The sequence below is a fragment of the Radicibacter daui genome (assembly GCA_030657355.1).
Lineage (GTDB): Bacteria > Pseudomonadota > Alphaproteobacteria > Radicibacterales > Radicibacteraceae > Radicibacter > Radicibacter daui.
The window spans coordinates 595,578-619,762 of sequence record CP131057.1 but is presented as its reverse complement, the minus strand read 5'-3'; the positions used below and the strand labels follow the sequence as shown (position 1 = coordinate 619,762).

At 61.3% G+C, this 24,185-nt stretch carries 22 protein-coding genes; 15 read left to right on the top strand and 7 right to left on the bottom strand.

Going from position 1 to position 24,185, the window contains the following annotated elements; all coding sequences use genetic code 11:
* Positions 1 to 20: 20 nt before the first annotated feature.
* Together iolE and iolB are read left to right on the top strand one after the other, a co-directional pair.
* Positions 21 to 920, top strand: a complete 900-nt coding sequence (gene iolE, locus QTL98_RS22595) for a myo-inosose-2 dehydratase (protein WP_445682398.1) — start codon at positions 21 to 23, stop codon at positions 918 to 920.
* Positions 921 to 977: 57 nt separating this feature from the next.
* A complete protein-coding gene (gene iolB, locus QTL98_RS22590; RefSeq protein ID WP_445682397.1) occupies positions 978 to 1,778 on the top strand; it encodes a 5-deoxy-glucuronate isomerase in 801 nt (266 codons plus the stop codon).
* A gap of 252 nt (positions 1,779 to 2,030) precedes the next feature.
* Here iolB and QTL98_RS22585 read toward each other — a convergent pair whose 3' ends face one another.
* Together QTL98_RS22585 and QTL98_RS22580 are read right to left on the bottom strand one after the other, a co-directional pair.
* Complete coding sequence (locus tag QTL98_RS22585; protein ID WP_445682396.1) at positions 2,031 to 2,741, bottom strand: hypothetical protein; 711 nt, start codon at positions 2,739 to 2,741, stop codon at positions 2,031 to 2,033.
* On the bottom strand, positions 2,734 to 3,774 hold the full coding sequence (locus QTL98_RS22580) for a ParA family protein (protein ID WP_445682395.1): 1,041 nt from the start codon (positions 3,772 to 3,774) through the stop codon (positions 2,734 to 2,736). Before QTL98_RS22580 ends, QTL98_RS22585 begins: the two co-directional genes overlap by 8 nt.
* Before the next feature lie 497 nt (positions 3,775 to 4,271).
* Here QTL98_RS22580 and QTL98_RS22575 point away from each other — a divergent pair, with 497 nt between their 5' ends.
* Complete coding sequence (locus QTL98_RS22575; protein ID WP_445682394.1) at positions 4,272 to 5,330, top strand: four-carbon acid sugar kinase family protein; 1,059 nt, start codon at positions 4,272 to 4,274, stop codon at positions 5,328 to 5,330.
* Between the two features lie 5 nt (positions 5,331 to 5,335).
* Positions 5,336 to 6,088 carry a FadR/GntR family transcriptional regulator gene (locus QTL98_RS22570; protein ID WP_445682393.1) on the top strand — a complete coding sequence of 251 codons (753 nt, stop codon included), beginning with the start codon at positions 5,336 to 5,338 and terminating at the stop codon, positions 6,086 to 6,088.
* A gap of 27 nt (positions 6,089 to 6,115) precedes the next feature.
* Here the strand turns inward: QTL98_RS22570 and QTL98_RS22565 are convergent, their stop codons facing one another.
* From QTL98_RS22565 to QTL98_RS22550, 4 genes are read right to left on the bottom strand one after another with little or no spacing between them, the layout of a single operon-like run.
* Positions 6,116 to 7,243, bottom strand: a complete 1,128-nt coding sequence (locus QTL98_RS22565; RefSeq protein ID WP_445682918.1) for an iron-containing alcohol dehydrogenase — start codon at positions 7,241 to 7,243, stop codon at positions 6,116 to 6,118.
* Between the two features lie 33 nt (positions 7,244 to 7,276).
* Positions 7,277 to 8,185, bottom strand: a complete 909-nt coding sequence (locus tag QTL98_RS22560; RefSeq protein ID WP_445682392.1) for a dihydrodipicolinate synthase family protein — start codon at positions 8,183 to 8,185, stop codon at positions 7,277 to 7,279.
* Between the two features lie 38 nt (positions 8,186 to 8,223).
* Positions 8,224 to 9,168, bottom strand: coding sequence for a 4-hydroxythreonine-4-phosphate dehydrogenase PdxA (gene pdxA, locus QTL98_RS22555; protein WP_445682391.1), 945 nt, complete (start codon positions 9,166 to 9,168; stop codon positions 8,224 to 8,226).
* Positions 9,169 to 9,185: 17 nt separating this feature from the next.
* On the bottom strand, positions 9,186 to 10,370 hold the full coding sequence (locus QTL98_RS22550) for a sialidase family protein (RefSeq protein WP_445682390.1): 1,185 nt from the start codon (positions 10,368 to 10,370) through the stop codon (positions 9,186 to 9,188).
* 254 nt (positions 10,371 to 10,624) lie between these two features.
* Here QTL98_RS22550 and QTL98_RS22545 point away from each other — a divergent pair, with 254 nt between their 5' ends.
* From QTL98_RS22545 to QTL98_RS22515, 7 genes are all read left to right on the top strand, one after another.
* On the top strand, positions 10,625 to 11,503 hold the full coding sequence (locus QTL98_RS22545; RefSeq protein ID WP_445682389.1) for a DMT family transporter: 879 nt from the start codon (positions 10,625 to 10,627) through the stop codon (positions 11,501 to 11,503).
* Positions 11,504 to 11,556: 53 nt separating this feature from the next.
* The gene (locus tag QTL98_RS22540; RefSeq protein WP_445682388.1) at positions 11,557 to 13,059 is read left to right on the top strand and encodes an ABC transporter substrate-binding protein; all 1,503 of its coding nucleotides are present in this window, start codon (positions 11,557 to 11,559) and stop codon (positions 13,057 to 13,059) included.
* A gap of 199 nt (positions 13,060 to 13,258) precedes the next feature.
* Positions 13,259 to 14,173 carry an ABC transporter permease gene (locus tag QTL98_RS22535; RefSeq protein ID WP_445682387.1) on the top strand — a complete coding sequence of 305 codons (915 nt, stop codon included), beginning with the start codon at positions 13,259 to 13,261 and terminating at the stop codon, positions 14,171 to 14,173.
* Between the two features lie 56 nt (positions 14,174 to 14,229).
* Positions 14,230 to 15,117 (top strand): ABC transporter permease, encoded by an 888-nt coding sequence (locus QTL98_RS22530; RefSeq protein WP_445682917.1) that lies wholly within the window; start codon positions 14,230 to 14,232, stop codon positions 15,115 to 15,117.
* The gene (locus QTL98_RS22525) at positions 15,110 to 16,735 is read left to right on the top strand and encodes an ABC transporter ATP-binding protein (RefSeq protein WP_445682386.1); all 1,626 of its coding nucleotides are present in this window, start codon (positions 15,110 to 15,112) and stop codon (positions 16,733 to 16,735) included. Before QTL98_RS22530 ends, QTL98_RS22525 begins: the two co-directional genes overlap by 8 nt.
* 739 nt (positions 16,736 to 17,474) lie before the next feature.
* Positions 17,475 to 18,161 carry a hypothetical protein gene (locus tag QTL98_RS22520; protein ID WP_445682385.1) on the top strand — a complete coding sequence of 229 codons (687 nt, stop codon included), beginning with the start codon at positions 17,475 to 17,477 and terminating at the stop codon, positions 18,159 to 18,161.
* A 159-nt stretch (positions 18,162 to 18,320) separates the two neighbouring features.
* Positions 18,321 to 18,953: a hypothetical protein gene (locus QTL98_RS22515; protein WP_445682384.1), complete on the top strand. Its 633-nt coding sequence runs from the start codon at positions 18,321 to 18,323 to the stop codon at positions 18,951 to 18,953.
* A 65-nt stretch (positions 18,954 to 19,018) separates the two neighbouring features.
* Here the strand turns inward: QTL98_RS22515 and QTL98_RS22510 are convergent, their stop codons facing one another.
* Entirely contained in the window at positions 19,019 to 20,347 is a 1,329-nt protein-coding gene (locus QTL98_RS22510; RefSeq protein WP_445682383.1) for an aminotransferase-like domain-containing protein, read from the bottom strand.
* Positions 20,348 to 20,450: 103 nt separating this feature from the next.
* Here QTL98_RS22510 and QTL98_RS22505 point away from each other — a divergent pair, with 103 nt between their 5' ends.
* The 4 genes from QTL98_RS22505 to QTL98_RS22490 are packed head-to-tail and all read left to right on the top strand — an operon-like array spanning position 20,451 to position 24,081.
* Positions 20,451 to 21,440, top strand: a complete 990-nt coding sequence (locus QTL98_RS22505; protein WP_445682382.1) for an ABC transporter substrate-binding protein — start codon at positions 20,451 to 20,453, stop codon at positions 21,438 to 21,440.
* 33 nt (positions 21,441 to 21,473) lie between these two features.
* Complete coding sequence (locus QTL98_RS22500) at positions 21,474 to 22,364, top strand: ABC transporter substrate-binding protein (protein ID WP_445682381.1); 891 nt, start codon at positions 21,474 to 21,476, stop codon at positions 22,362 to 22,364.
* On the top strand, positions 22,361 to 23,305 hold the full coding sequence (locus tag QTL98_RS22495) for an amino acid ABC transporter permease (protein ID WP_445682380.1): 945 nt from the start codon (positions 22,361 to 22,363) through the stop codon (positions 23,303 to 23,305). Before QTL98_RS22500 ends, QTL98_RS22495 begins: the two co-directional genes overlap by 4 nt.
* Positions 23,302 to 24,081, top strand: a complete 780-nt coding sequence (locus QTL98_RS22490; RefSeq protein ID WP_445682379.1) for an amino acid ABC transporter ATP-binding protein — start codon at positions 23,302 to 23,304, stop codon at positions 24,079 to 24,081. The genes QTL98_RS22495 and QTL98_RS22490 overlap by 4 nt, the downstream gene beginning before the upstream one ends.
* The last annotated feature ends 104 nt before the right edge of the window (positions 24,082 to 24,185 follow it).

Here is a 24,185-nt window from a genome sequence, read left to right as displayed (position 1 = left end):
TCAAGAGCAGACCATCCATCATGAGCATCCGTCTCGGCACCAACCCGATTGCCTGGTCCAACGATGATGTGCGCACGCTGGGCGCGCATATTCCGCTGGAGCAGTGCCTCAGCGAAGCGCGCAAGGCCGGCTTTACCGGCATTGAGCTCGGCCACAAGTTCCCGACCGACAATGCCGCGCTCACCAAAATTCTGGGCGCGCATGACATCAGCCTCGTCTCCGGCTGGTATTCCGGCAGCCTCTTGGTGCAGGACGCCGCCGCGGAAAAGAAGGCGATCCAGAGCCATATCGACCGGCTGAATTCGCAAGGCTGCTCGGTGCTGATTTTTGCCGAAACCAGCAATGCCATCCATGGCGACATCACCGCCCCGCTTTCAAAGAGCCCGGTGATCAGCGCCGACGAGATGAAACGCTTTGGCGAGCGGGTGACGGAAGTTGCCGCCTATGTGAATTCTCAAGGCCTCAAATTCGCCTATCACCACCATATGGGCACCATCGTGGAGAGCGGCGCTGAGATTGACGCCTATATGGCGGCCACCGGCCCGGAAGCCGGCCTGCTGCTCGATACCGGCCATGCCACCTTCGGCGGTGCCGATCCGCTGGCGCTGGCAAAGCGCTACAAGGACCGCATCACCCACATCCATTGCAAGGATGTGCGCAAGGACGTGATGGCGAAGGCGAGGGACCAGGATCTCTCCTTCCTCAAGGCCGTTATCGCCGGCGTCTTCACCGTGCCGGGCGACGGCATGGTGGATTATGTGCCGGTGCTGAAGGTTGCCGCCGATGCCGGTTATGAGGGCTGGCTGGTGGTTGAGGCCGAGCAGGACCCGGAAATCGCCAACCCGCTGAAATACGCCACGATGGGCCATGACAACCTTGCCCGCTTCGCGCGCGAGGCCGGTTTTACCGTCGTCGGTTGAGGCCAGTACCCGGCCATCAGGGCCGGGCAAGGAACAGGTTTTAAGGAGGAAGTCACCATGTCGAAGCTGCTGGTCAAACCCGCAAGCCCCGATGCGAACGGCACCGTCACCCGGGTGACGCCCGAAAGCGCCGGATGGACCTATGTGGGGTTTGCCTTGCACAAACTGGCGGACGGCCAGCGCTTCGGCGGTGAGACCGGCGACAAGGAAATCTGCATCGTCGCCGTTACCGGCACCATCAGCGTCACGGCGGGCGGCCAGAGTTTTGAGCGCATCGGTGGTCGCAAGACGGTGTTCGACGGGGCGACCAGCTCCGTCTATGTGCCGAATGGCGAGGCCTATGAGGTGGTGGCGCATGGGGCGGCGGAAGTGGCGGTCTGCTCCGCGCCCGGTGCCGGCAATCATGAAGTGCGCCTGATCGGCCCGGCCGATGTGGGTTTCGAGGAACGCGGGCAGGGCAGCAACCGCCGCCTCGTCTACAACATCCTGCCGGAAGGCAAGCCGGCGGACAGCCTTCTCGTCGTGGAAGTGGTGACGCCTGCCGGCAACTGGTCCTCCTATCCGCCGCACAAACACGACCAGGACGACCTGCCGCGGGAATCCTTCCTGGAGGAGACCTATTATCACCGCCTGAACCCGTCGCAGGGTTTTGCCTTCCAGCGTGTCTATACCGACGACCGTTCGCTGGACGAGACGATGGCGGTGAGCGACGGCGATGTGGTGCTGGTGCCGCGCGGTTATCACCCCGTCGGCGCCGCCCATGGCTATGACCTCTATTACCTCAACGTCATGGCCGGCCCGCACCGGGTGTGGAAGTTCCACAATGATCCGGCGCATGAGTGGATGCTGAAGAAGTAAATAGCTTTCAGGAAAGGGGGTTAGGACATCGGGCTGCGGTCACAATGCACTTAATTCTGTCTGCTCTTGGAAGGGATCTGAACAGAAGGGGCGCCGGCGTTTAGTCAGCTAAACTTTTACCTAATTTACGGCAGCAACAATATGTTCTTGTCTGAACTGTCTGCGTTTCAGTCGTTAGTCCTTCAGAAGTGGACGGTCTCTGAATCATATCGAGTACATTCAAGGGGGTAGATCAATTTAGCAAATGGCATGTCAGATGTGGTCAGCGTCTGCAGGGGCGCGATCATTGTGCGGGGCTAAATATGAGTCGAATACGGGCAAATATGGCGTTTTCTCCAAATGGTTTACGCCAATATATTGGCAGGCCTCTATAATGTAGTCTTGAAGCCATCGGTGTTTTGCGCGAACTCGTTCAGATGAGAGAATTTCCTCTGAAGATTCATCGAATATTGCCTTCGCACTGTCCCAAATGGATTGGTGATTGTTCTCGTTAATAACATTAAGAAACCAGTTTGGCCCGGACTTTAATATTAATTTGCGTTCATAGGCGTCCGGAAACATTTCATGTATGTTGTTATCGACCATAATTCTCGGAAAATCGGCCAAAGTTGACTCGAGCATATAAGATTTTGTTAAAGCCGGACTGTAGGTGATTGTTTGATTGTGGAAGTGCTCTCCATACGAGACGCCTCCTCGAATAAGCAACCCCTGTTCTAGGAAGCTGCAAAAGACCTTGCCCAATATGTTGATTAAATCGAATATAAGATTTCTATCGGCACAAGTAATAAAAATGGAATCCGAAATTGCTTGATGAGAAAAGTGGGCTCCGTTTACATCATCAAAGACGTGAAACGCAGTTATCATTTTTTCTTTAAATGCCTGATTTCCATTCTTAATATCAGTATCGAGAAGGTTCTTGTATCCTAAAATATCTAGGAATGCCACGTAAGAATAATCAGCCATTTATTATGGCTCCTGCAATTTTTTCTATTTCATTGCCGTATTCTTCGGCCCGATCCATCCAGCTTTCGAGTGCTACCCCCTGCCATGCCGCGCCCTTTTCCGATGCAAATTGCGTATCGCTCTTATTGAGATCAAAGATCGCCTTGCCAACGAGTTGAGAAACTGGCGCCAATCCTCCGAAATCACGTATGCTTGCAACATATTCCGAAGCTGTCTTCTGGGACGGCAGTTCACTGACAATTTTTTCGCGTATAATCTTAAGAATTTCAGCCTCCCAATACTGGTATGGCTTTCGGGTGCGACCCGCATACGCCTTGAAATTCTGGCTAATGCCGCCGTAGAAGACTGGTTCGCCGGGGAATGATGAGAGTCCGAACGGCTCGAAGGTTGCTATGACCTTTCGATGCCGTTCAATCCAAGTCTTAATAAGATTCGCGAGGGCGGTGACGGCTTGGGCGCAAAAGCGGTCAGGAGTAACAGGAATGAAGTAACCATCACAGCTCAAGAGTGCAAGATTCGTAATCGCGCCGCTCGATGGCCCGAGGTCGAGCAAAATATAGTCAAAATTATGCTCTTTAATCAAATCATTAAATAAATTGTAAAATACATTATAAGTTTGTTTTTCATGCACGCTCTCGGTTATTGCAAGAGACAGAGCATTCGATAGAAATCTCTCCGCTAGGCTGAAATTCCAATCCCCGCGTAAAATATAAAGGTTTTTGTAAACTGGGTGGTCAGGTAAAACCAAATTTTTAACGTCAATACGAGACGCATTTCCCTCAAAGCGAGGTCGTAGAGTCTCATAGATTGATGTTCCAGGGAGGGTGTCGGTATCTGCCGAAGCAAAAAAAGTCTCTGTCAAATTACTTTGTGGATCTGCATCGACTAGTAATACTTTTTTATTGAGGCGCTGAGATAGGAAAACTGCGAGGTTAAAATTGGTTGTTGTTTTTGATACGCCACCTTTGTGATTATAGAGTGTAAAAACTTTTCTCTCTTTCATGGTCGCGGCCTGTTCAATTTTGGATGGCATGGAATCCGATTTCGAGCGTAATGGGCCCGGGTCGGGAATCCAAGAGTGAATTTGGGTTGCTGAGTTGGCTGAAACTACCCCTCCTGAGGGCGGTCGATGCTTCCAGACGAGGCTAAAAGCAGCTTGCTTCTGTCTTGGACCTGACGCGGTTTCGTCTCCGGCCCCCACCTTGAACAGATATAGCTTCAGTTCAGCGCGATGGGCTTTCGAAGGGGATTGAAGGCTGCTGCCTTCGTGGCTGTCGGAGCAATATGACCCGAAGCGGCGCTAACCGTGGTGGAGCACAATTCATTCCGTCGGAGAACGGGGCGATACAATTTTCTGCAAAGCTAAGGATTCTTGCATAGCCTTCGATGGCACGGTTGTTAAATATCTTGTAAAGCGCTTTTGACTTAAAATTCATCTGCTTATAAGAATGAAATAACAATTTTTGTGGAAGCTGGGGCGGTTCTGCGCTCTGGTTCTGACAAGCCCTTCATTCTTCTCGCGGTTTTGGAATGTCCCCTGTTTTCTCGCCCTTGCGCCTTGCCATCATCGCCGACGATCTGACCGGTGCACTCGATGCGTCGGCGGGGTTTGCCGGGCGGGGTCTTCGGGTCGAGGTGGCGCTGAGGCCGGAGGCGGTAGCGGATGCCGTGGTCAGCGGGGCGGAGGTGGTGACGGTCAGCACCTGCTCGCGCGAAATAACGCCGGAAGCGGCGAAGGCTGCTGTCGCGGCAGCGGTCGCGCAGCTGCCGGCGGGTGTGCGCCTGTTCAAGAAGGTGGATTCCCGCCTCAAGGGACATATCCCGGCGGAGCTGTCGGCACTTTCCTTCACCCGTGCCCTGGTGGCGCCGGCCATTCCGGATTTCGGGCGGATCGTGCGGGGCGGGGCGGTGACGGGCTTCGGTGTCGAGACGCCTATCCCGGTGGCGGGACAACTCGGAGAATTTGCGGATCGCTGCACGATACCGGAAGTGGCGAGCGATGCCGAAATGGCGGCGGCGCTTGCTGCCTTTGGAGAGGATGGGCTGCTGATCGGGGCGCGCGGCCTTGCCGAAGTGCTGGCGCGGCAGATGACGGGCAGGGACGTTGCGACCGCACCGGCCCTTGCCGGCCCGCGCGGGCTGATGCTGATCGGTTCGCGCGATCCCATCACGTTGGCGCAGGTGGCGCATCTGCGGCAAAGCCGGCCCGGCCTTCAGTTCGTACCGGCGCCGGACGGGGTTATCGAGGGGGCGCCGGGCACTGGCGATCTGGCGCTGGTTCAGGCGTTGCCGGGCGCCGGGAAATCGACGGGGGCTGAAGTGGGCGAGCGGCTTGCTTCCGGGCTGCATCCGGCTTTTACGAGCCGCTATGACACGGTGCTGATGACCGGCGGCGCGACGGCGGAAGCGGTGCTGATGGCCATGGGCATCCACCGCCTGCGGCTTCTGGGCGACTGCCTGCCGGGCCTGCCGGTTGCGGTGGCGCGTCAGGCGGACGGGAAGACCTTGACGATTGTCGCAAAATCGGGCGGTTTCGGCGGCGTGGAAACACTGACGCAGGTCGCAGACATGATCGGTGCAGCGGGGTGAGGGAGATGGCACGGGCAGCAGCAAACAGCAGTGGCCGCAAAAGCCTTGCAGATCTTGTCTTCGACCGGATGCAACGCGCCATCAAATCAGGCTCCTACCGCCCGGATGAGCGGCTGCCGACGGAGCATGAACTGGCTGCCGAGTTCGAGGTGTCGCGCCCGGTGGTGCGGGAGGCGCTGAAGCGGCTGCGCGATCAGGGACTGATTTATTCCCGCCAGGGCGCCGGCAGCTTCGTACGTCAGCTCGGCCTGCGCCAGCCGCTGGGGTTCGGCCAGCTGGAAAATGTGTCCGATCTGCTCAGCTGCTACGAATTTCGCCTGACGGTGGAGCCGGAAGCGGCCGCGCTGGCGGCCGAACGGCATCGGCCGGAGACGCTGGCCGGCATCAGCGCCGCGCTCGATCTGCTGCGCGATGCCACCAACCGGCTGTCGCATCGCGAGGATGCCGACTTCCAGTTCCATCTCTCCATCGCCAATGCCTCGGAGAACACCTACTTCTCCACCGCCATGGAAGCGCTCAAGGACCATATCGCCGTCGGCATGCGCTTTCACGGCGCCTCGGTAAAACGCGAGGCCAGTGGCCTCACCCGCGTTTTTGGCGAGCATGCCGCAATCTTCGAGGCGATCCGCGAGCGCCAGCCGGATATTGCGCGCGAGCGGATGAAAAACCACCTTATCGGTTCGCGCGAGCGCCTGTTTGAGCGCCGGCGGCCGGATGGCACCATCATCGACGAGGTTGCCATACCGGCGGAGGCCTGAGCCCCCGGCCGGTATCCGGTTTATTCGTCAGTAGGCGGCCTGATAGATCGCCCGCACATCCGCAACGCTCATGTCGCGCGGGTTGTTGTCCATCAGGCGGCGGATAGCGTGCGCTTCCTCCGCAAAGCCGGAAAGCTGGTCTTCCCGCGCCTTGTGGGCCGAGAGGCGCATTTCCACCCCAAGATCGGCGCAGAAGCCGCAGGCCGCCTTCAGCAACCCTTCATCCTTTGCGCGTGCGTCAAGGCCAAGCGCGGCGACGATTTCGGCCGTCTTGGCGCTTGCCACCGGCTGGTTATAGGCCAGCACATGCGGGAAGATGATGGCGTTGGCGAGCCCGTGCGGCAGGCTGAGGCGCGTGCCAAGCGGATAGGCCAGGGCGTGGCCGGCGGCCGTGTTGACCGGCCCGAGGCAGATGCCGCCATAGAAGGAGGCGAGCATCATGCCTTCGCGCGCTTCGGTATCCGCCCCGTCGCGCACGGCACGGGCGAGATAGCGGCCGACAAGGTCAATGCCCATGCGGGCATAACCGTCGATCACCGGATGTGCCTTGATGTTGGTGAAGGCTTCCACGCAGTGCGCCATGGCGTCGATGCCGGTGGCGGCGGTGACGGCGGGCGGCACGGTATAGGTCAGCACCGGATCGAGGATGGCGATATCCGCAATCAGATACGGGCTCTCGACCGCGATCTTGTTGCCCTTTTCCGGGTCGGTGATGAGCGAGCGGATGCCAGCCTCCGACCCGGTGCCCGCAGTGGTTGCCACCTGGGCCAGCGCGGTGCGGCGGCCGGCCACCTTGTTGGGGCCGGCAACGTCAAACAGGGTTTGCTCGCCATCCCAGAGCGCGGCCACCAGTTTGGCAACATCCAGAACCGAACCGCCACCAAGGCCGATCACGAGATCGGGTCTGGCCTTGCGGGCGGCTTCCAGCGCGGCTTCGAAGGTGGCGATATCCGGCTCGCCGGGAATGGCATCGAACAGGCTGACCGTGCCCTTGAGGCCCAGCTTGCCGACGAAGCCGGCCGTATGCGGGGTTGCCAGCACGAAGATGCGCGAGAAATCCGCTGCCCAGTCGCCAAGGCGGGCAGCGGCATTTTCGCCGATCTCAAGCCGGCGGGGCTGATGCAGGGTGATGATGCGGGCCATGCTGCCAGTCATGCTGCTCATGGGAATTCTCCTCCCCTTTTTGCTTCAGAGCGCTTCAAGCCGGGCCATCTCGGCCCAGACCTTTTCGCGCTCCGCCGGGTCGAGCGGGACGAAAGGCGGGTGAACATTGAGCCAGCCCATATTGCCGCGCCGGCGCGCGATCATGGTCTTGACCGTGGGAAGCTGCACATAGGCGTTGGTGAGGGTGCGCCAGGCGACGATGCGTTCCTGCGCCGCCTTGACCTCGGCAGCCCTGGCCGGGTTCTGCCAGTTGTCGTAGACGAAGCGCAGGTCGGGGGCGACGAGGTTGGAGGAAGCGGTGATGCAGCCTGCGCCGCCGCCTTCGAGCACCGGCAGCAGCAGCGGATCGGCGCCGGCCAGCACACCAAGGCCGGCAAAATTCGCCGACATCTGGTGCATGTTCTCGATCTTGCCGTCGCTGTCCTTGATGCCGACGACGGTATCCGGAAACGCCTTGCGCAAGAGGGCGATGAGGCCGTGGCTGATGGGAACGCCCGTCAGCATGGGGATGTGATAGAGCACGATCTTGAGACGGCTGTCGGCCACCTTCTCGATCACGCTGGCATAAAAGCGGAAGAGCCCTTCGTCGCTGAAGGCCTTGTAATAGAAGGGCGGCAGCATCACCACGCCCTTGACCCCGGCTTCCACGGCATGGCGCGTCAGGGTCACGGTGTCGGTGATGGCGGGCACAGAGGTGCCGGGCAGCAGGGCGGTTGCCGGCACGCCGGCTTTCATCGCGGCCTCCAGCAGATCCATACGTTCCTTCACTCCGAAGGAACTGGCCTCGCCGGTGCTGCCGAGCAGGGCCACGCCGTGGCACCCTTCCGCCAGCAGCGCGCGGCAATGTTCACCGAACAGCGGCAGGTCGGGCGTGCCATTTTCCTGCAAGGGGGTGGCGGCGGCGCAATAGACGCCCTCGATGGCAAAACTCATGGATGCGTTTCCTTGAAATATCGTTCGCGACGAAGGGCTTATTTGCCCGCCACCAGGTTGCGCGCGTAGGCGATCGCGGCATTCAGGTTGACGTGGTTGGCAATGCCCTTGCCGGCGATGTCGAAGGCGGTGCCGTGGTCGACGGAGGTGCGGTCGATCGGCAGTTCGACCGAGACATTCACCGTGGTGTCGAAGGCCACCAGCTTGATGGGGATGTGACCCTGATCGTGGTACTGGGCGACCACGAGATCGAAGGCGCCGGAGAAAGCGCGGTAATAGACGGTGTCGGCCGAGATCGGGCCCTGGACGTCGATGCCCTCTGCCCGGGCCAGCTCCACCGCCGGCGCGATCTGGTCCTCATCCTCGGTGCCGAAAAGGCCATGTTCGCCGCAATGCGGATTGATGCCGGCAACGGCGATGCGCGGCGCGGCAAAACCGATGCGTTGCAGGTGGCGATGGCCGGCACGGATGGTGTCGAGGATGCGCTGGGTCGTCGCGCGCTTGATGGCATCGCTGAGGGACACGTGGGTCGAGACGTGGATGACCTTCAGCTTCTCCGACGCCAGCAGCATGAAAGCCGCCTCGGCCCCGGTAAGGGAGCGCAGCATGCCGGTATGGCCGTCATAATGATGGCCGGCGGAATTGAGCGCCTCCTTGTTGATGGGAGCGGTCACGATGCAGCCGATGGCGCCGGCCTCGGAATCGCGCACGGCCTTTTCGATGAAGCGGAAGGCGGCATCGCCGGCAACCGGGCTCAGTTTGCCCCAGGGCAGCGGCGCGCCCACGATGGGCAGGTCAACCACGGCGCCGGTGAGATCGACATCGAGGCCAAGTGCCGCGCGGGCGGCTTCAAGCGTCGGCAGGTTGCCATAGATGCGGGTATTGGCGCGGTCCTCGGCGCTCATTTCGGCAAGGGCGCGGATGCAGATCTCGGGGCCGACGCCGGCCGGATCGCCCATGGTAATGCCAATGATCTTGCTCATGGGGGTGCTTTCTCCAGTCAGGCTGCCGGCGGAATCCGGTCCGCGGCAAGGCGCACATATTTGATGCCGCGCCGATGGTAGGTGTAGGCGAGATGCAGCGTGCCGTCGGCATCCTGCAGCAGCCAGGGGTAGGACATTTCCTTGTTGCGCCCGTCCGTCGAGTCATTCGAGGTGCAGGTGCCCGGCCCGTCCTCAATGACAAGCCGCTCGGGGAAGGTGTTGCCGCCGTCGCTCGAAAGGCAGAGCGCCACCGGCGCACGCTCGACGCCCCAGATGGGCGAGCAGCCGCCTTCCGGATCGGCATCCGGGCGGCCATCTTCCTCACCCAGTTCGTCATAGAGCGACTGGCGGCGCGAGGCGGAGGTTGCGGCCGAGGCCGGGTTGCACAGCACGGCAACCCGCCCGTCATTAAGGCGGATGGCGGCGATGGAAGAGTTGTTGTTGGGAATGTCGGTTGCGGCGGGGGCGGACCAGCTGCGGCCGCCATCGGTGCTTTCCGAGCGGTGGACAAAATCGGCCTGGCGGCGCCGGTAGAAGGCGGCATAACGGCCATTGCCGAGGGTGACGGGGCTCATATGCACCGAGCCCGTTGAGTCCGGCACCGGCTCGAGCGACCAGCTGCGCCCGCCATCCCGGCTAACGCCGACGGCCGCAATATCGTGGCTGCCGTTCCAGCGCTGGCCGGGGCGGGGAACGCAGCGGAAGATCGGCAGCAGCCAGGCGCCATCTTCCCGCACCACCAGCGGCGCCCGGATAAAGCAGCCACGCGGCAGGTCAAGAAAGTGACCTTCGCCGGAAATGAGCCGTGTCGCATCCGCCGGATCGATGGCCAGCGGCGCCATGCGGATCTGGCATTCGTCCTGGTTGCCGGAAGGCTGGGCGGTATGGAAAAGCCAGAGCTGGCCGTCCGGCGCAGTGAACAGTACCGGATTCTGTTCCGAACGGGCGGCGTCAAAGCTCAGCTGGCAAGCGGGGCCCCAACTGGCAGCGCCCGGCAACAGGACGGATGCATAGACGGAAATGTCCGATTTGCCTTCCAGCGTGCCGCCAAACCAGGCGCAGGCCAGCGCGCCGTTCGGCAGGCGATGCAGGAAAGCCGCATGGTTCTGCACCTTGGGCGAGGGCAGCAATGCTTCCACGCGGCCCGGCGCCGGGGTGGCGAGCACCCCGGTCATGGCGCGGGCAATTTCCTCCGGTGTCATTTTTATCTCCGAGAGAACTTCTGGGAACCTTATGCCGCAGCTTTGCCGAAAAAGAAATGTTGTCAAGTTGATGTTGGCGATAAATTTGGCAAAATTTTCTCAAATGGTAAAAAAATATGTTTAATATCAATGATATAAATTTCACCAACGGTGGTTTCGGTTTCCTGATCTAAACAAATGTTGACAAGATTATGTGTCAAGTCGCATGGTCCGTCATGCCAGCCGGAAATAACAGGCGGCACGGGAGAGCGCACATGGCCCTTGTGGGTGGCAATTCACAGCCGATGGCGAAAGCGCTGGCGCTGGTCGTCCTGGCGGCGGCGCTGGGTGCCTGCGATGCCGTCATCGTGCGGCTGCTTGCCGGCAATGTGCATTCTTTCGTGATCGGGTTTTTCCGGGCCGCCTTCGGGGCGATGGCCATCCTGCCGTGGGTAATCCTGCGGCCGGAGGTGCTGAAGACGAATTTTCCGCTGACCCAGCACGCGCTGCGGGCCGGGCTCAAGCTGCTGGCGCTTGTGGCGCTGTTTGCGGCGCTTGGCCTCGGCCGCCTGACCGATGTCATGGCGATTGCCTTCACCTCGCCGATCTTCGTCGGGCTCGGGGCGTGGGCGATGCTGGGGGAGGTGATGACGCTGCGCAAGATACTGGCGCTGGTTGCCGGTTTTGCCGGGGCGGTCATCATCATCAAGCCGGCAGCGGGCGGTATTTCGGCGGCGGCAGGGCTCGCGCTGTTCGGCGCCGCGATGACGGCATTGATCCAGCTGATGCTGAAGTCGATGTCAGCCGGGGATCGGCCGGACACGCTGGTGGTGTGGAACCTGCTTTTGACCACGCCAATCGCCCTCGTGCTGGCGCTTTTCTTCTGGACCACTCCCAGCCCGCACGAGCTTGGGCTGCTCGCCCTGCAAGGCGCACTGGGAGCCCTGTGCATGGTGGTGATGACGCGGGCGATGAGCCTCGCCGATGCCTCGGTCGTCGCGCCCTTCGATTTTCTCCGCCTGCCTTTTGTTGCCGTCATGGCGTGGCTGATGTTCGGCGAAACAGCCTCGCCTTCTACCTGGGCCGGCGCTGCCATCGTGTGCCTTGCCACGATGCTCGCCAGCCGGTCGGGAGGGCGTCAGCCGGCAGGCTGATGTTGTCCCGTCTTGTTCCAACAGTCTGAAACCAGAAAAACGGGAGGAAACAAATGTTGAAAAAATCCTTGCTCCTGGGAGCGCTGGCGCTGGTGGCAAGTGCCGCCCCGGCGCTTGCCCAGGACCATTCGGTCAAGATCGTGCTCAATGAAGAGGCCGATCTGCTCGAGCCCTGCATGGCGACCCGCTCCAACATCGGTCGCATCATCCTGGAGAACGTCAACGAGACGCTGACCGAGCTTGACGTGCGCGGCAAGAAGGGCCTGATGCCGCGTCTTGCCGAAAGCTGGGAGCAGACCAGCCCGAATGAGTGGCGCTTCCACCTGCGCAAGGGCGTCAAGTTCTCCGATGGCAGCGATTTTGATGCCACCGATGTCAAGGCGTCCTTCGACCGCGCGATGGACAAATCCATCACCTGCGAAACGCCGCGTTATTTCGGCGACATGACCATCCAGGCCTCGGTGGTCGATCCCTACACCGTCGATTTCGTGACCGACCCGGTGCAGCCAATCCTGCCGCTCTTGATGTCGCTCGTTACCATCGTGCCGTCCGAAACGCCGGTGAAGTTCGTGCGCCAGCCTGTCGGCACCGGCCCCTACAAGGTGACGGACTGGACGCCGGGCCAGCAGATCGTGCTCTCCCGCCGCGACGATTACTGGGGCGACAAGCCGCAGGTCGACAAGGCGACCTATGTGTTCCGCCAGGACCCGGCCGTGCGTGCCGCCATGGTGAAGACGGGCGAAGCCGATATCGCTCCGTCCATCTCTGCCGACGTGGCGGACGATCCCAAGATGGACGTCTCCTTCCTCAATTCCGAGACGGTCTATATCCGCCTCGACCAGTCGATGGCGCCGATCAACGATGTGCGGGTGCGCAAGGCGCTGAATCTGGCCATCGATCGTCAGGCCTTCGTCGGCACGCTGGTGCCCAAGGGCACCGAACTGGCCGTCGCCATGTTCCCGCCCTCGACGCTCGGCTGGAACCCGGACGTCAAGGTACCGCCCTATGATCCGGCGGAAGCCAAGAAGCTGCTGGCCGCGGCCAAGGCTGATGGCGTGCCGGTTGACACCAAGCTGACGCTGGTTGCCCGTACCGCCAACTTCCCGAACGTCACCGAAGTGATGGAAGCCATCCAGCAGCAGCTGCAGGAAGTGGGCTTCAATGTCGACCTCAAGTTCTATGAGGTTGCCGAGTTCGAGAAGATGTACTCCAAGCCCTACCCGACCGACATGGGGCCGCAGCTTGTCACCGCCATGCATGACAACAGCAAGGGTGACCCGGTCTTCTCCATGTTCTTCAAATATGCCAGCGACGGCCGCCAGTCCGGCCTCAAGGACCCGAAGGTCGACGATCTGATCTCGGCGGCATCCGAGGCGACCGGCGACTCCCGTGCCCAGCTGTGGTCCCAGCTCGTCAAGTACCTGCATGACGATATCTGGGCGGACGTTCTGCTGTTCCACATGGTCGATTTCGCCCGTGTGGGACCGCGTGTGGACTTCACGCCCTCCATCGCCACCAACGCCCAGCTGCAGCTCTCCAGCATCAGCTTCAAGTAAGGGCAAAAGGTAAAAAAGGGCGGCAGCCGGTGTTGCCGCCTTTTCAAAAAGGACAGGGGAGCCCCGCAGGGCTCCCCTGTTTCCCTCAAGACAGAGGGAAAAACTTCTGTTCCCGGCGCTCTGGAGCCTTACCCTTGTCAAAGGCGTCTGCGGGTGCCCTAACGGGCATCATGGAAATCAGATACAGGCAATTACCCCCATGACCAGCTTCATTCAAAAGCGCGCTTTGACCAGCCTCATATCGCTGGTGGGTCTGGTGGTGCTTGTCTTCTTCCTCTCGCGTCTTACCGGCGATCCGGCGGCCCTGTTCCTGCCGATCGATGCGACCGATGCAATGCGCGAGCAGTTCCGTGAAATTCATGGGCTCAACGATCCGCTGCTGGTGCAGTTCTGGCACTACATCGTCGATCTCGCCCATCTCAATTTCGGAGAAAGCATCCGCAAGGCCCGGCCTGCCATCGATGTGGTGCTGGAGGGCTTTCTCTGGACCTTCCAGCTCGCCGTCATCACCATGGTTCTGGTGACGGGGGCGGCCGTGGTGGTCGGCTCACTGGCCGCCTTCAAGGCCGGCGGCTTCTTTGACCGGTTTGCCTCCTTCGTCTCGCTGATCGGTGCCTCGGCGCCGGATTTCTGGATCGCCATCGTCGGCATCGTGGTGTTTGCCGTCTCGCTCGGCTGGGTGCCGACCTCGGGCACCGGCACGCCGCTGCACTGGATCCTGCCGATTGCCGTGCTGTTCATCCGGCCCTTCGGGCTCATCGTGCAGGTGGTACGCGGCTCGATGATCACCGCGCTTTCCTCCGCCTACGTGAAGACCGCGCGCGCCAAGGGTGTGCGCACCCGGCCCATCATCTTCGTACACGCGTTGCGCAACGCGCTGCTGCCGGTGATTACCGTGATCGGTGATCAGGCGGCGGCGCTGCTCAACGGCGCCGTGGTGGTAGAGACGATCTTCGGTTTTCCCGGTGTGGGCAAGCTGATGATCGACAGCATCCTGCAGCGCGATTTCAACGTGGTGCTGGCCGCCATCATGGTGACCGCCCTTGCCATCTTCATCATGAACCTGCTGATCGACCTGGCCTATTCGCTGCTCGATCCCCGCATCCGGAACTGAAGGAGCGCGATATGACCGAGACTTCGCTCTCCACCGCCGAAGACGATCTGCCCGAGATGCAGAGTGCGGCGCGGCGCCTGCTACGCATGCTGTGGGCCGACAAGTTCGCCCTGTGCGCCGCTCTCTTCCTGCTGGTCGTCGTTGTGCTCGCCATCATCGGGCCGCATCTGCTGGATGCCGCCGCGCAGAAGCAGAACCTGCGCATGCGCAACGCGCCGCCCTTCGGTTTTGCCAATGGCTGGATGGGTGTGCTGGGCGCCGATGCGCTCGGCCGGCCGCTCCTGCCGCGCATCATCGTTGCCATGCAGAACACCATGCTGGTGGCGGCCGGCGCCGTGTTCTTCTCCTCCATCATGGGCTCGCTGCTGGGGCTTGTTGCGGGCTATGCCAAACCGGGCGTCAGCCAGGTCATCATGCGCCTTGCCGACGTCATCATGTCCTTCCCCTCGCTGCTGCTGGCGGTGGTGGTGCTCTATATGGCCGGGCCATCGGTGCTTAACCTCGTGCTGGTGCTGGCGATCACCCGTATCCCCGTCTATCTGCGCACCACGCGCGCCGAGGTGCTAGAGGTGCGCGAGCGCATGTTCGTCTCCGCCGCGCGGGTGATGGGAGCTTCCTCCCGGCGCATCGTCTTCCGTCACATCCTGCCGGTGGTGCTGCCGACGCTGATGACGATCGCGACGCTCGACTTCGCCTTCGTCATGCTGGCGGAAAGTTCGCTCTCCTTCCTCGGCATCGGCATCCAGCCGCCGGATATCACCTGGGGCCTGATGATCGCGCAGGGGCGCAGTTACCTGACCACGGCCTGGTGGCTTTCCTTCTGGCCTGGCCTAGCCATCATCCTCACCACCCTGTCGCTCAACCTGCTGTCCAACTGGATGCGCATCGCCCTCGACCCCGTGCAGCGCTGGCGCCTTGAAATGGGAGGCCGCAAGAATGGCTGAGCATCTGCTGGAGGTTAAAAACCTCTCGGTCGAATTCCACACCGCCGCCGGCACCGTGCAGGCCGTCAAGGATGTCAGCTTCCATCTGGGGCGCGGCGAGACGCTTGCCATCCTGGGCGAGAGCGGATCGGGCAAGTCGGTTTCCTCCTCGGCCATCCTCGATCTCATCGACATGCCGCCGGGGCGCATTACCAGCGGCCAGATCCTGTTCGATGGCAAGGATCTGCTGACGCTTTCCGCGGCCGAGCGGCGCGAGATCAATGGCCGGCGCATTGCCATGATCTTCCAGGACCCGCTGAGCCATCTGAACCCGGTCTACACCGTCGGCTGGCAGATCGCCGAGGCGATGACGACCCATGGCCTTCCCCGCGCCGAGGCTGAAGCCGCGGCGCTGAAGCTGGTGGCGCGTGTCGGCATCCCCAACCCGGAAGCCTCGCTCGGCAAATATCCGCACGAATTCTCCGGCGGGCAGCGCCAGCGCCTGATGATCGCCATGGCGCTTGCCATGAAGCCGGATGTGCTGATCGCCGACGAACCGACCACCGCGCTCGATGTGACCGTGCAGGCCGAGGTGCTGTCGCTGCTCGCCGAACTGCAGCAGGAAACCGGCATGGGCGTGCTGATCATCACGCATGATCTGGGCGTGGTGGCGGAGATTGCCGAGCGGGTTGTGGTGATGAATGCGGGCGAGGTGGTGGAAACCGGCCTGACCCGCGACGTCTACAAAAGCCCGAAACACCCTTATACCCGCAAGCTGATCGGCGCTGCGCCGGGCAAGGGGGCGATGCACGCCCCGCTGCCGAAAGCCGAGCCGGTGCTGTCGGTCAGGAATGTGGTCAAGAACTACGGGCCGTTCCGTGCCCTCGACGGTGTCTCGTTTGACCTGATGGCGGGTGAAACGATGGCGATCGTGGGCGAAAGCGGCTCCGGCAAATCCACGCTCGCCACCATCCTGCTGCGCCTTAACGAGCCCGATGCCGGCGAGGCACTGTGGAAAGGGCGTGATCTTTTCCAGATGAGCCCGGCCGAGCTCTACAAGCTCCGGCGCGATCTGCAGATGGTCTTCCAGGACCCGACGCAGTCACTCAATCCGCGTATGTCGGTCTATGAGCTGATTTCGGAAGCCTGGGTCATCCACCCCGATATCCTGCCGAAGGCCAAGTGGCGCGCCCGGGTGGCGGAGCTGCTGGTGCAGGTGGGGCTCAAGCCCGAATTTGCCAGCCGTTATCCGCACCAGTTCTCCGGCGGCCAGCGCCAGCGCATCGCCATTGCCCGCGCGCTTGCGCTCGAGCCCAAGCTCATCATCTGCGATGAGGCGGTGTCGGCGCTCGATGTCTCGGTGCAGGCCCAGGTCATCGACCTTCTGGACGGGCTGCGGCGCGAGATGGGCATCGCCTTCATCTTCATCGCCCATGACCTGCCGGTCGTCCGTGACTTTGCCGACCATGTGATGGTCATGCAAAAGGGCCGGGTGGTGGAGATGGGCACCGTGCGCGAGATCTTCGATCATCCGCAGATGCCCTATACCCAAGCACTGCTGGCGGCCGGCCTCGATCCCGACCCTGACGTGCAGGCTGCACGTCGGGCGGAACGGCTGGCGCTGGCGAAGGCGAGTTGAAGTCCGGAAAGTTGCCAGTTTGCCTAAGGTAGGGGGTCAGTTCGACGAATTTTTGACCGGTGAAGTAGACCATATCGGCCTCGTCGTTAATCTCCTTTGGCACGTAGCCAGCCTTCTCAAAGCGTACAATCGTTGCTGAAGGCCGCGGATCAGCAACAAACGGAAACATGATGGCTTTACGCCCAACAAGGCGGGGAAGGTTGATGCGACCGTCGCCGTCAGATCTGCCGCCGACGCGAACGCTGGTGTCTGCCGTTGACCACATGGTGACGATTGCCCGCTCGACAGGGGCGCCTGTCTGGGCATCGACTACCGAGGCGGTGAGCGGTGGGGACATAAAGACTTCTCCGCTTCTGCACGCGCCAAGCAAGGCTGCCAATATCAGCAGACTGCCGAGAAGAGGGGGTTTGATTTGCATATTTAGATACCCTTGGGCGCCAGGTTCTCTTTGTCGACTGAGGGGCGCCGAAATTCTTCAATTATGAGGCTCGTCATGCGGAGCAGTAATTGAACATAGGGCACTTTGATTTAAAACTGTCGTTTAAGTGCTTTGCAATTACCCCTCCAGTCCGGTTTCAGGGCGATGCATATTGCTGCTCAAGCATGCACTGCTGGTATGTTTTATGACGATTGGCTGTGGCGTGGACGGGGGTGCAAATAAAACAAGAATTGATTGACAGGGGCTGAATTTAATGGCGGGTGTCTGAGGCCTATTCGCGACATAACTGCAGACCCGTAAATGCTTTTTTTCAAACACATCTCCGCAACGCCGAAAAAAACAGCTGGTCGCGACCGCAGCCTGTTCCAATCCGGGAGAGGCTTGGGACTGTCGCTCTTCGCGGCGGCCTGCCTGATATTGACCGGGTGTGCCACAACGCCCAAGCTGAATGCTCCTAACCTTGGTGAGGTACGTTTAGACCCCGCGGTCACTATTCCGGACGAAATGCATTATATGGGGCCGGGGAGCGAGTTCGGGTTCGCTTTCGGCGCTATTGGGGCGGCGATTGCCTATGAGGCAAATCGGGCGCCCGGAGAAAAGTTCAAAAAATTTGCCGAAGCCAATAATATTCACTTTGACCAGATTCTGCTTGATGAAGCGAGAAAGGCCTTTGAACAGTCAGGCAAACTCAATCTGACGGACGGGCAGGGCAATAATACTCCCACATTAAGGGTTAAAGCTCTGGTTTATGGGTTTGCCATGCCGCATGCCTTTAGCTCCACACTGGTCCCCATCGTCACGATCGTATGTACCCTGACCGGCCCCGATGGAAAGGTTATCTGGAGCGCCAAAGACTATGTCCAGCCGGCGGGAAACCCGGTTGACGGAAAGACGCCGGATGAATTGCGGGCAAACCCGCAATTGATAGAAGAGGGCTGGCGCACCGCCGTGAGAACGATCATGACCAACATAACGAGCCACATGTGAGGGTTCCCTTGCGCACCGGCCCGGTAGAGTTGCATCTCGACAGGGATCTCAGGGTCAGGGAGGGTGTTGACGTCGGGCCCGCTCGCTACTTGGTTGGGGCGGGGAGATGTGAGCCCCGGTACGTGGTACATCAATCTTCAAGTGAAGGACCGTGAAAGCATGAAGTGGAGCGTCGTAACAGTGGCCGCCCTGCTTGCGGGGTGTGTGCCGCAGATGCAGTCATCCGATCGGCCAGCGACGTTCAATCCGACAGGACCTTATGTGCATCAGGCGACGGGCTTTATCTTCCCCGTCGCTCCGGGGGCGTTCATACGCAGCGATATTACTGAATATAATTCCGAAAAAACGAACATCAGCGCCGGGTACAACAAGGATGCCGGCGATAAAAGCCTTGCTGTCACGATCTATGTTAAGCCTGCACCGCCTGTCATTTCGCTGGGTTCTCCGCCAAAGGTGGTTGCCGAAGCCAAGGATCATCTTTGCAGGCAGCTCTGGGAGGCGATGAAGGAAACGATCATTCGGGTGCATCCGGGCGCCGAACTGATTTCGGATGGAGAGGTTGCCTCTCCGTCGGTCGTGTTCAAAGGCCGCGGTTTGCGAGCGATATACCGCTACACAGAGACTTTTGACGGGGTTGTCCAGCCGCTTCGCTCGGAGGCGGACCTGTTTTGTTATGCCGGGCAGGGCTGGATGGTCTCATACCGTGCGACAGCACCGGCGGGCTTCGATTACCACGCTGATCTGGATACGCTGATGCGTGATCTGCAATGGCCGGACAGTCTGGGCGGGTAACGCGGAGGGAAACCGTTTTTGTGTCCCGGTTCGCGGTAGCAGGCGCAATTGCCGGAGCGGTCCTGTCAGTGCCCGGCCGCTGCCAGAGCGATGGCGTCCGCCACCTCTTCGCAGCGGTCGGTGAGGATGGCGGTGGCGACACGCAGGTGCTGGCTCTGCAGCATGGAGAATTTGGTCCCCGGATGGGCGGCGATGCCGCGGGCGGCGAGTGTGACCACGGCAAAGGGTTCCGACGCCACGGGAACCCAGGCGCACAGGCCACTGCCCCATGCGGCGGTAACGCCGCGTTCCCGCAAAGCCCTGATCAGGCCGTCGCGGCGTTGCTGGTAAAGGCCTCTGGCTTCGGCAATGCGCTTGCCGGTAGCCTCGTTGCGCAGGAGCCAGGCAGCGGCGCCCTGTAACAGGCGGCTCGTCCAGCCGGCGCTGAAGCTGCGATAGGACTGGATCTGGTCGACGACAGGGCGAGGCCCGGAAAGAACGGCCAGGCGCAGATCCGGCCCGTGTGTCTTGGACAGCGACAGGATGTGGATGGTGCGCCCGGCATAGCGGCTGCCGAGCGATTGGCGCGGGGCAGCGGAAACATCGCCGAGCCCGTCATCTTCCACGATCAGGGTATCGCTACCGGCAAGGACGTCCCCCAGAGCCGAAAGGCGGGCAGGGCTTACATGCTGGCCGGTGACGGAGTGCAGGCGCGGCTGGAAGATGAAGGCGACGGGCCGGTATTTCATCGCCTCTTCCAGCGAGGCCGGGATTGGTCCCTCGCCATCGCATTGGACCGGCACAATGCGGGCGCCGCGGTCTTCCAGAATATCGAGCAGGCGCATGCCGGTCGGGTCTTCCAGCGCCACGGTGGCGCCGGGCATCACCAGGGCGTGGATCAGCGTGTAGACGGCATTGTAACCGCCATTGGTGGCAAGAAAGGCTTCTGGCTCATAGGGCCAGAACGGCCGGATGGCTGCCTCAAGCTCCGGCAGGATGCGGCTGCGCTCATAGCTGTTGAGGTTCTGTGCCGAGGCGCCATAGGCCATGGCGCTTGCCAGCGGGGGCAGCAGGGCGACATCGGGTACGGCGGCGGTCAGGTCCAGCACGCCCTCGCCATAATTGCCGACACTGGCAAGGCGCTGGGGTTTGGCAATGAACCGGTCGCCGCTGACCCAGGTGCCGTTGCGGCCCCGTCCGGTGATGATTTTCTGCCGCCGCAACTCCGACCAGGCTTCGGAGAGGGTGGCCGGACTGATGCCGAGGGCAAAGGCAAGGTCGCGGATGGGCGGCAGCTTCGTTCCCACCGGCAGTGCGCCGGCACGGATCAACGCGCTGGTTTCAATGGCAATTCCCCGAATGCTGCGATCGCTTATTTTTTCGGCGAACCAGTTCGCGTCTCTCGTGTCGCTCATTTTTACGCCATGTTTAAATGTTCAATAACGTAATAACATTTGAGCGGCATATTTTGAACATTTAATGACGGGGAAGGCCAAGTTTTTCGCGAGTGCTTTCCAGATGCCGCTTACCCTGCGCCTTGCCCTTCGAGACTGGGACTATATGACCCCGCTGGTGCTCGGCGATGTTTCTTCCCCGAAGCTGGATATCAAGGTGGACAGGGTGGGCACGCTTGTCGGCCATGTCGGCAGGAGCGACGCCTATGATGCGGCGGAAATGTCCTTCAGCCGTTACACCCAGCTGCGCATCGATGGCGACCGCACGGTGGTGGGCATTCCCAACTTCATCATGCGCGGCTTCCGCCACCGCTGCGTTATCACCCGCAAGGACAGCCCCGTTACCCGCCTTGCCGACCTCAAGGGCAAGCGCATCGGCGTGACCGGCTGGCGGGATTCCGGCAACACCTGGACGCGTGCCGCGCTGCGCCGTGAAGGGGTGGGGGTGGAAGATGCCTTCTGGTATGCCGGCCGCCTGACCGGGGCGCATCCGGTCACGGACCGGCTGGATGGTTTTGGCCGCCCCGGCCGCATCGAGGCGATGCCCGGCGAGCGGCCGATGGTGGAGGCTCTGGCCGACGGCTGGCTTGACGCTATCTTCACCCCCTTCATGCCGGACGGCTATTTTGGCGGCACAGCGCCCTTTCGGCAGGTGCTGCCGGACTTCCGTGCGGCGGAGGCCAGCTATTTTGCCGCGGTCGGGTATGTGCCGGGCATGCATCTTGTTGGCATCAAGGCCGATATCGTGGCCGAGCATCCTTGGGTGATCGCCGAGCTCAGCGACCTCATCGACCAGTCACAGCGCCTGTGGCTGCAAAAGCGCCGCAAATATGCCGACACCACCCCGTGGATGCTGGACGAGCTGCTGAAATCCGCTGCCGGCCTGCCGGAGGGGTGGGATGCCAGCGGTTTTGCCGTCAACCGGCACATGATCGCCGATTTTGCCACCGAGCTGCATGAGCAGGGGATCCTGCCGCGCCTGATGAGCCCGGAAGAGCTTTTCGATTTCGACAGCGACGGCAGCGCTATCGCGCGGACCGCCGCCAATAACTAAAAACCGGCTTCATGCTCCAGAGGAGATAACAGAATGTCAGCACTCAAGATGACCCTGCTTGCCATGGCCGCGACGCTGATTTCCAGCGCAGCCATGGCCGAGGATGCCAGCCTGCCCAAGCTCGGCGTCAATGAAGAGCTTCGTGCCCGGCTGCCGGAAGAATTCCGCACCTCCGGCAAGATGGTTTCCGTCAATAACGGTTCCTTCCCGCCCTACGAGATTGTGACCGGTACCGAGATGACCGGTGCCAGCGCCGACATGACCGACGCCATCGGGCAGGTGCTGGGCGTCAAGATCGAGCATGAATCCGTCAGTGGTCTGCCGGCCTTGCTCGCCGGCGTCAATTCCGGCCGGTACCAGTTTGCCTTCGGCCCGGTCGGTGATTTCAAGACCCGCGAAGAAGCCAATGACTTCGTCGACTGGGTGCAGGAGTTCGTCGTGTTTGCCGTGCAGAAGGGCAATCCCAAGGGCATCACCTCGCTCGATACCGCCTGCGGCAATCGTATCGCGGTGATGGCCGGCGGTTCCGCCGAGAAGGTGATCCAGGTCCAGGCCGAGAAGTGCAAGACGGACGGCAAGGCTCCGATCGAGGTGCAGTCCTTCACCGATCAGCCGAGCTCTATCCTCGCGGTGCGCTCGAAGCGGTCCGACGCGTTTTTCTCGTCGCAGGCGCCGCTTACCTACTTCGTGCAGCAGGCAAACGGCCAGCTTGAGCTGACCGGTGTCGGCCAGAAGAACGGTTTCCAGGACCTGTTTCAGGGCGCCGTGGTGCCCAAGGGGTCGTCGCTTGGGCCAGTGCTGATGGATGCCGTCAAGCTTCTCATGGACAACGGCACCTACGGCGCGATCATGAAAAAGTGGGGCCTTGAGAACAACATGATCAAGGAGCCCGGCATCAATCTCGGTGGGGTCCTGCCCAAATGAGCAAATCCGTCGTAAATCCCGCATCGCCTGCCGGCGATGCGGATTTGCGCGATGTGGCACAGGCGCACAAGCCGTTTCCGGCGGGGCGCCTTGCCGCCTGGGTGATCGTGCTCGCCCTTGCGGCCAGCTTTGCCTGGTCGGTTGCGCATAACGAAAATTTCGGCTGGCCGGTTGTTGCCCGGTATTTCTTCGACCCGGTGGTGATCCGCGGCCTTGGTGTATCGCTGGGCCTGACCGTCGTCGCCATGGCGCTTGGCATCGTGCTTGGCTTGCTGCTGGCGATCGCGCGCCTGTCGAAGGACGGGCTGGCAAAAACGCTGGCCTCGCTCTTCATCTGGTTCTTCCGCGGCACGCCGCTCTTGGTGCAGCTGATCTTCTGGTACAATCTCTCGACGCTGTTCCCGGAGCTTTCCATCGGCATCCCGGTGTTCGGGCCGACCTTTGCCAGCTGGGATACAAATTCCGTCATCACGCCAATGACGGCGGCGATCTGCGGCCTTGCCCTCAATGAAGCGGCCTACATGGCCGAAATCATCCGCGGCGGTTTGCTCTCGGTCGACAAGGGCCAGTTCGAGACGGCGGAGGCCTTTGGCATGACCCGCGCCCGGGCCCTGCGCCGCATCATCATTCCGCAAGCCATGCGTTCCATCGTGCCGCCGACGGGCAACCAGCTCATCAGCATGATCAAGGCTACTTCGCTGGTCAGCGTCATCGCCATGGCCGATCTGCTCTATTCGGTGCAGTCGATCTACAACCGCACCTTCGAAGTCGTGCCCATGCTGCTGGTGGCGGTCATCTGGTACCTCTTCATCACCTCGCTGCTGAATGTCGGCCAGGGATATGTCGAACGCTATTACGCCCGCGGTGACAGGCGTTCCGGACCGGTCCGGAACGCCGTCGCAGCGGATGCCACGACGCAAGTCGAGGAGGCCGCAAGATGACGCAGGCAACATCCCCGGCACCGCTGGTACGGGCCCGCAACGTCCACAAATCCTTCGACCATCTGGAAGTGCTGAAGGGCATCGACCTTGAAGTCACGCCCGGCGAGGTGGTGGTGATCCTGGGGCCGTCAGGGTCCGGCAAGTCCACCTTCCTGCGCTGCATCAACCATCTGGAGAGCATCAACAGCGGCTCCATTGAAGTCGATGGCGAGCAGATCGGCTACCGTCTCCACAAGGGAAAGCTGATCCAGCTCTCGGCCCATGCCATCGCGCTCCAGCGGCGCAAGATCGGCATGGTCTTCCAGCAGTTCAACCTCTATCCGCATATGACGGCCCTGCAGAACATCATCGAGGCGCCGGTTGGGATTCACGGCGTGAGTCGAAAGGAAGCGACCGACTATGCGATGACGCTGCTGGAGAAGGTGGGGCTTTCCGAGAAGGCTCATGCTTACCCGCGCCAGCTCTCCGGTGGGCAGCAGCAACGTGTAGCGATTGCCCGGGCGCTGGCAATCAAGCCGAGGCTCATGCTGTTCGACGAGCCAACCTCTGCGCTCGATCCGGAACTCGTCGGCGAAGTGCTGGCGACCATGCGCGATCTGGCTAGCCAGGGCCTCACCATGATCGTCGTCACCCATGAGATCGGGTTTGCCCGCGAGGCGGCGGACCGTGTCGTCTTCATGGATGGCGGCAAGGTGGTGGAGGAAGGGCCGCCGGAAGCCGTGATTGGCAATCCGCAGCACCCGCGAACGCGCACCTTCCTCTCGCGCTTCATCTGACCCGATATCGCTGCCACGCCAGCCCGGCAGCGATTGCCCGCCGCCAGCGTCCTCCTCCCGGGGGGAGGGGAGCTGGTGGTGGGCACCCTTTTGCCCGAACCGGA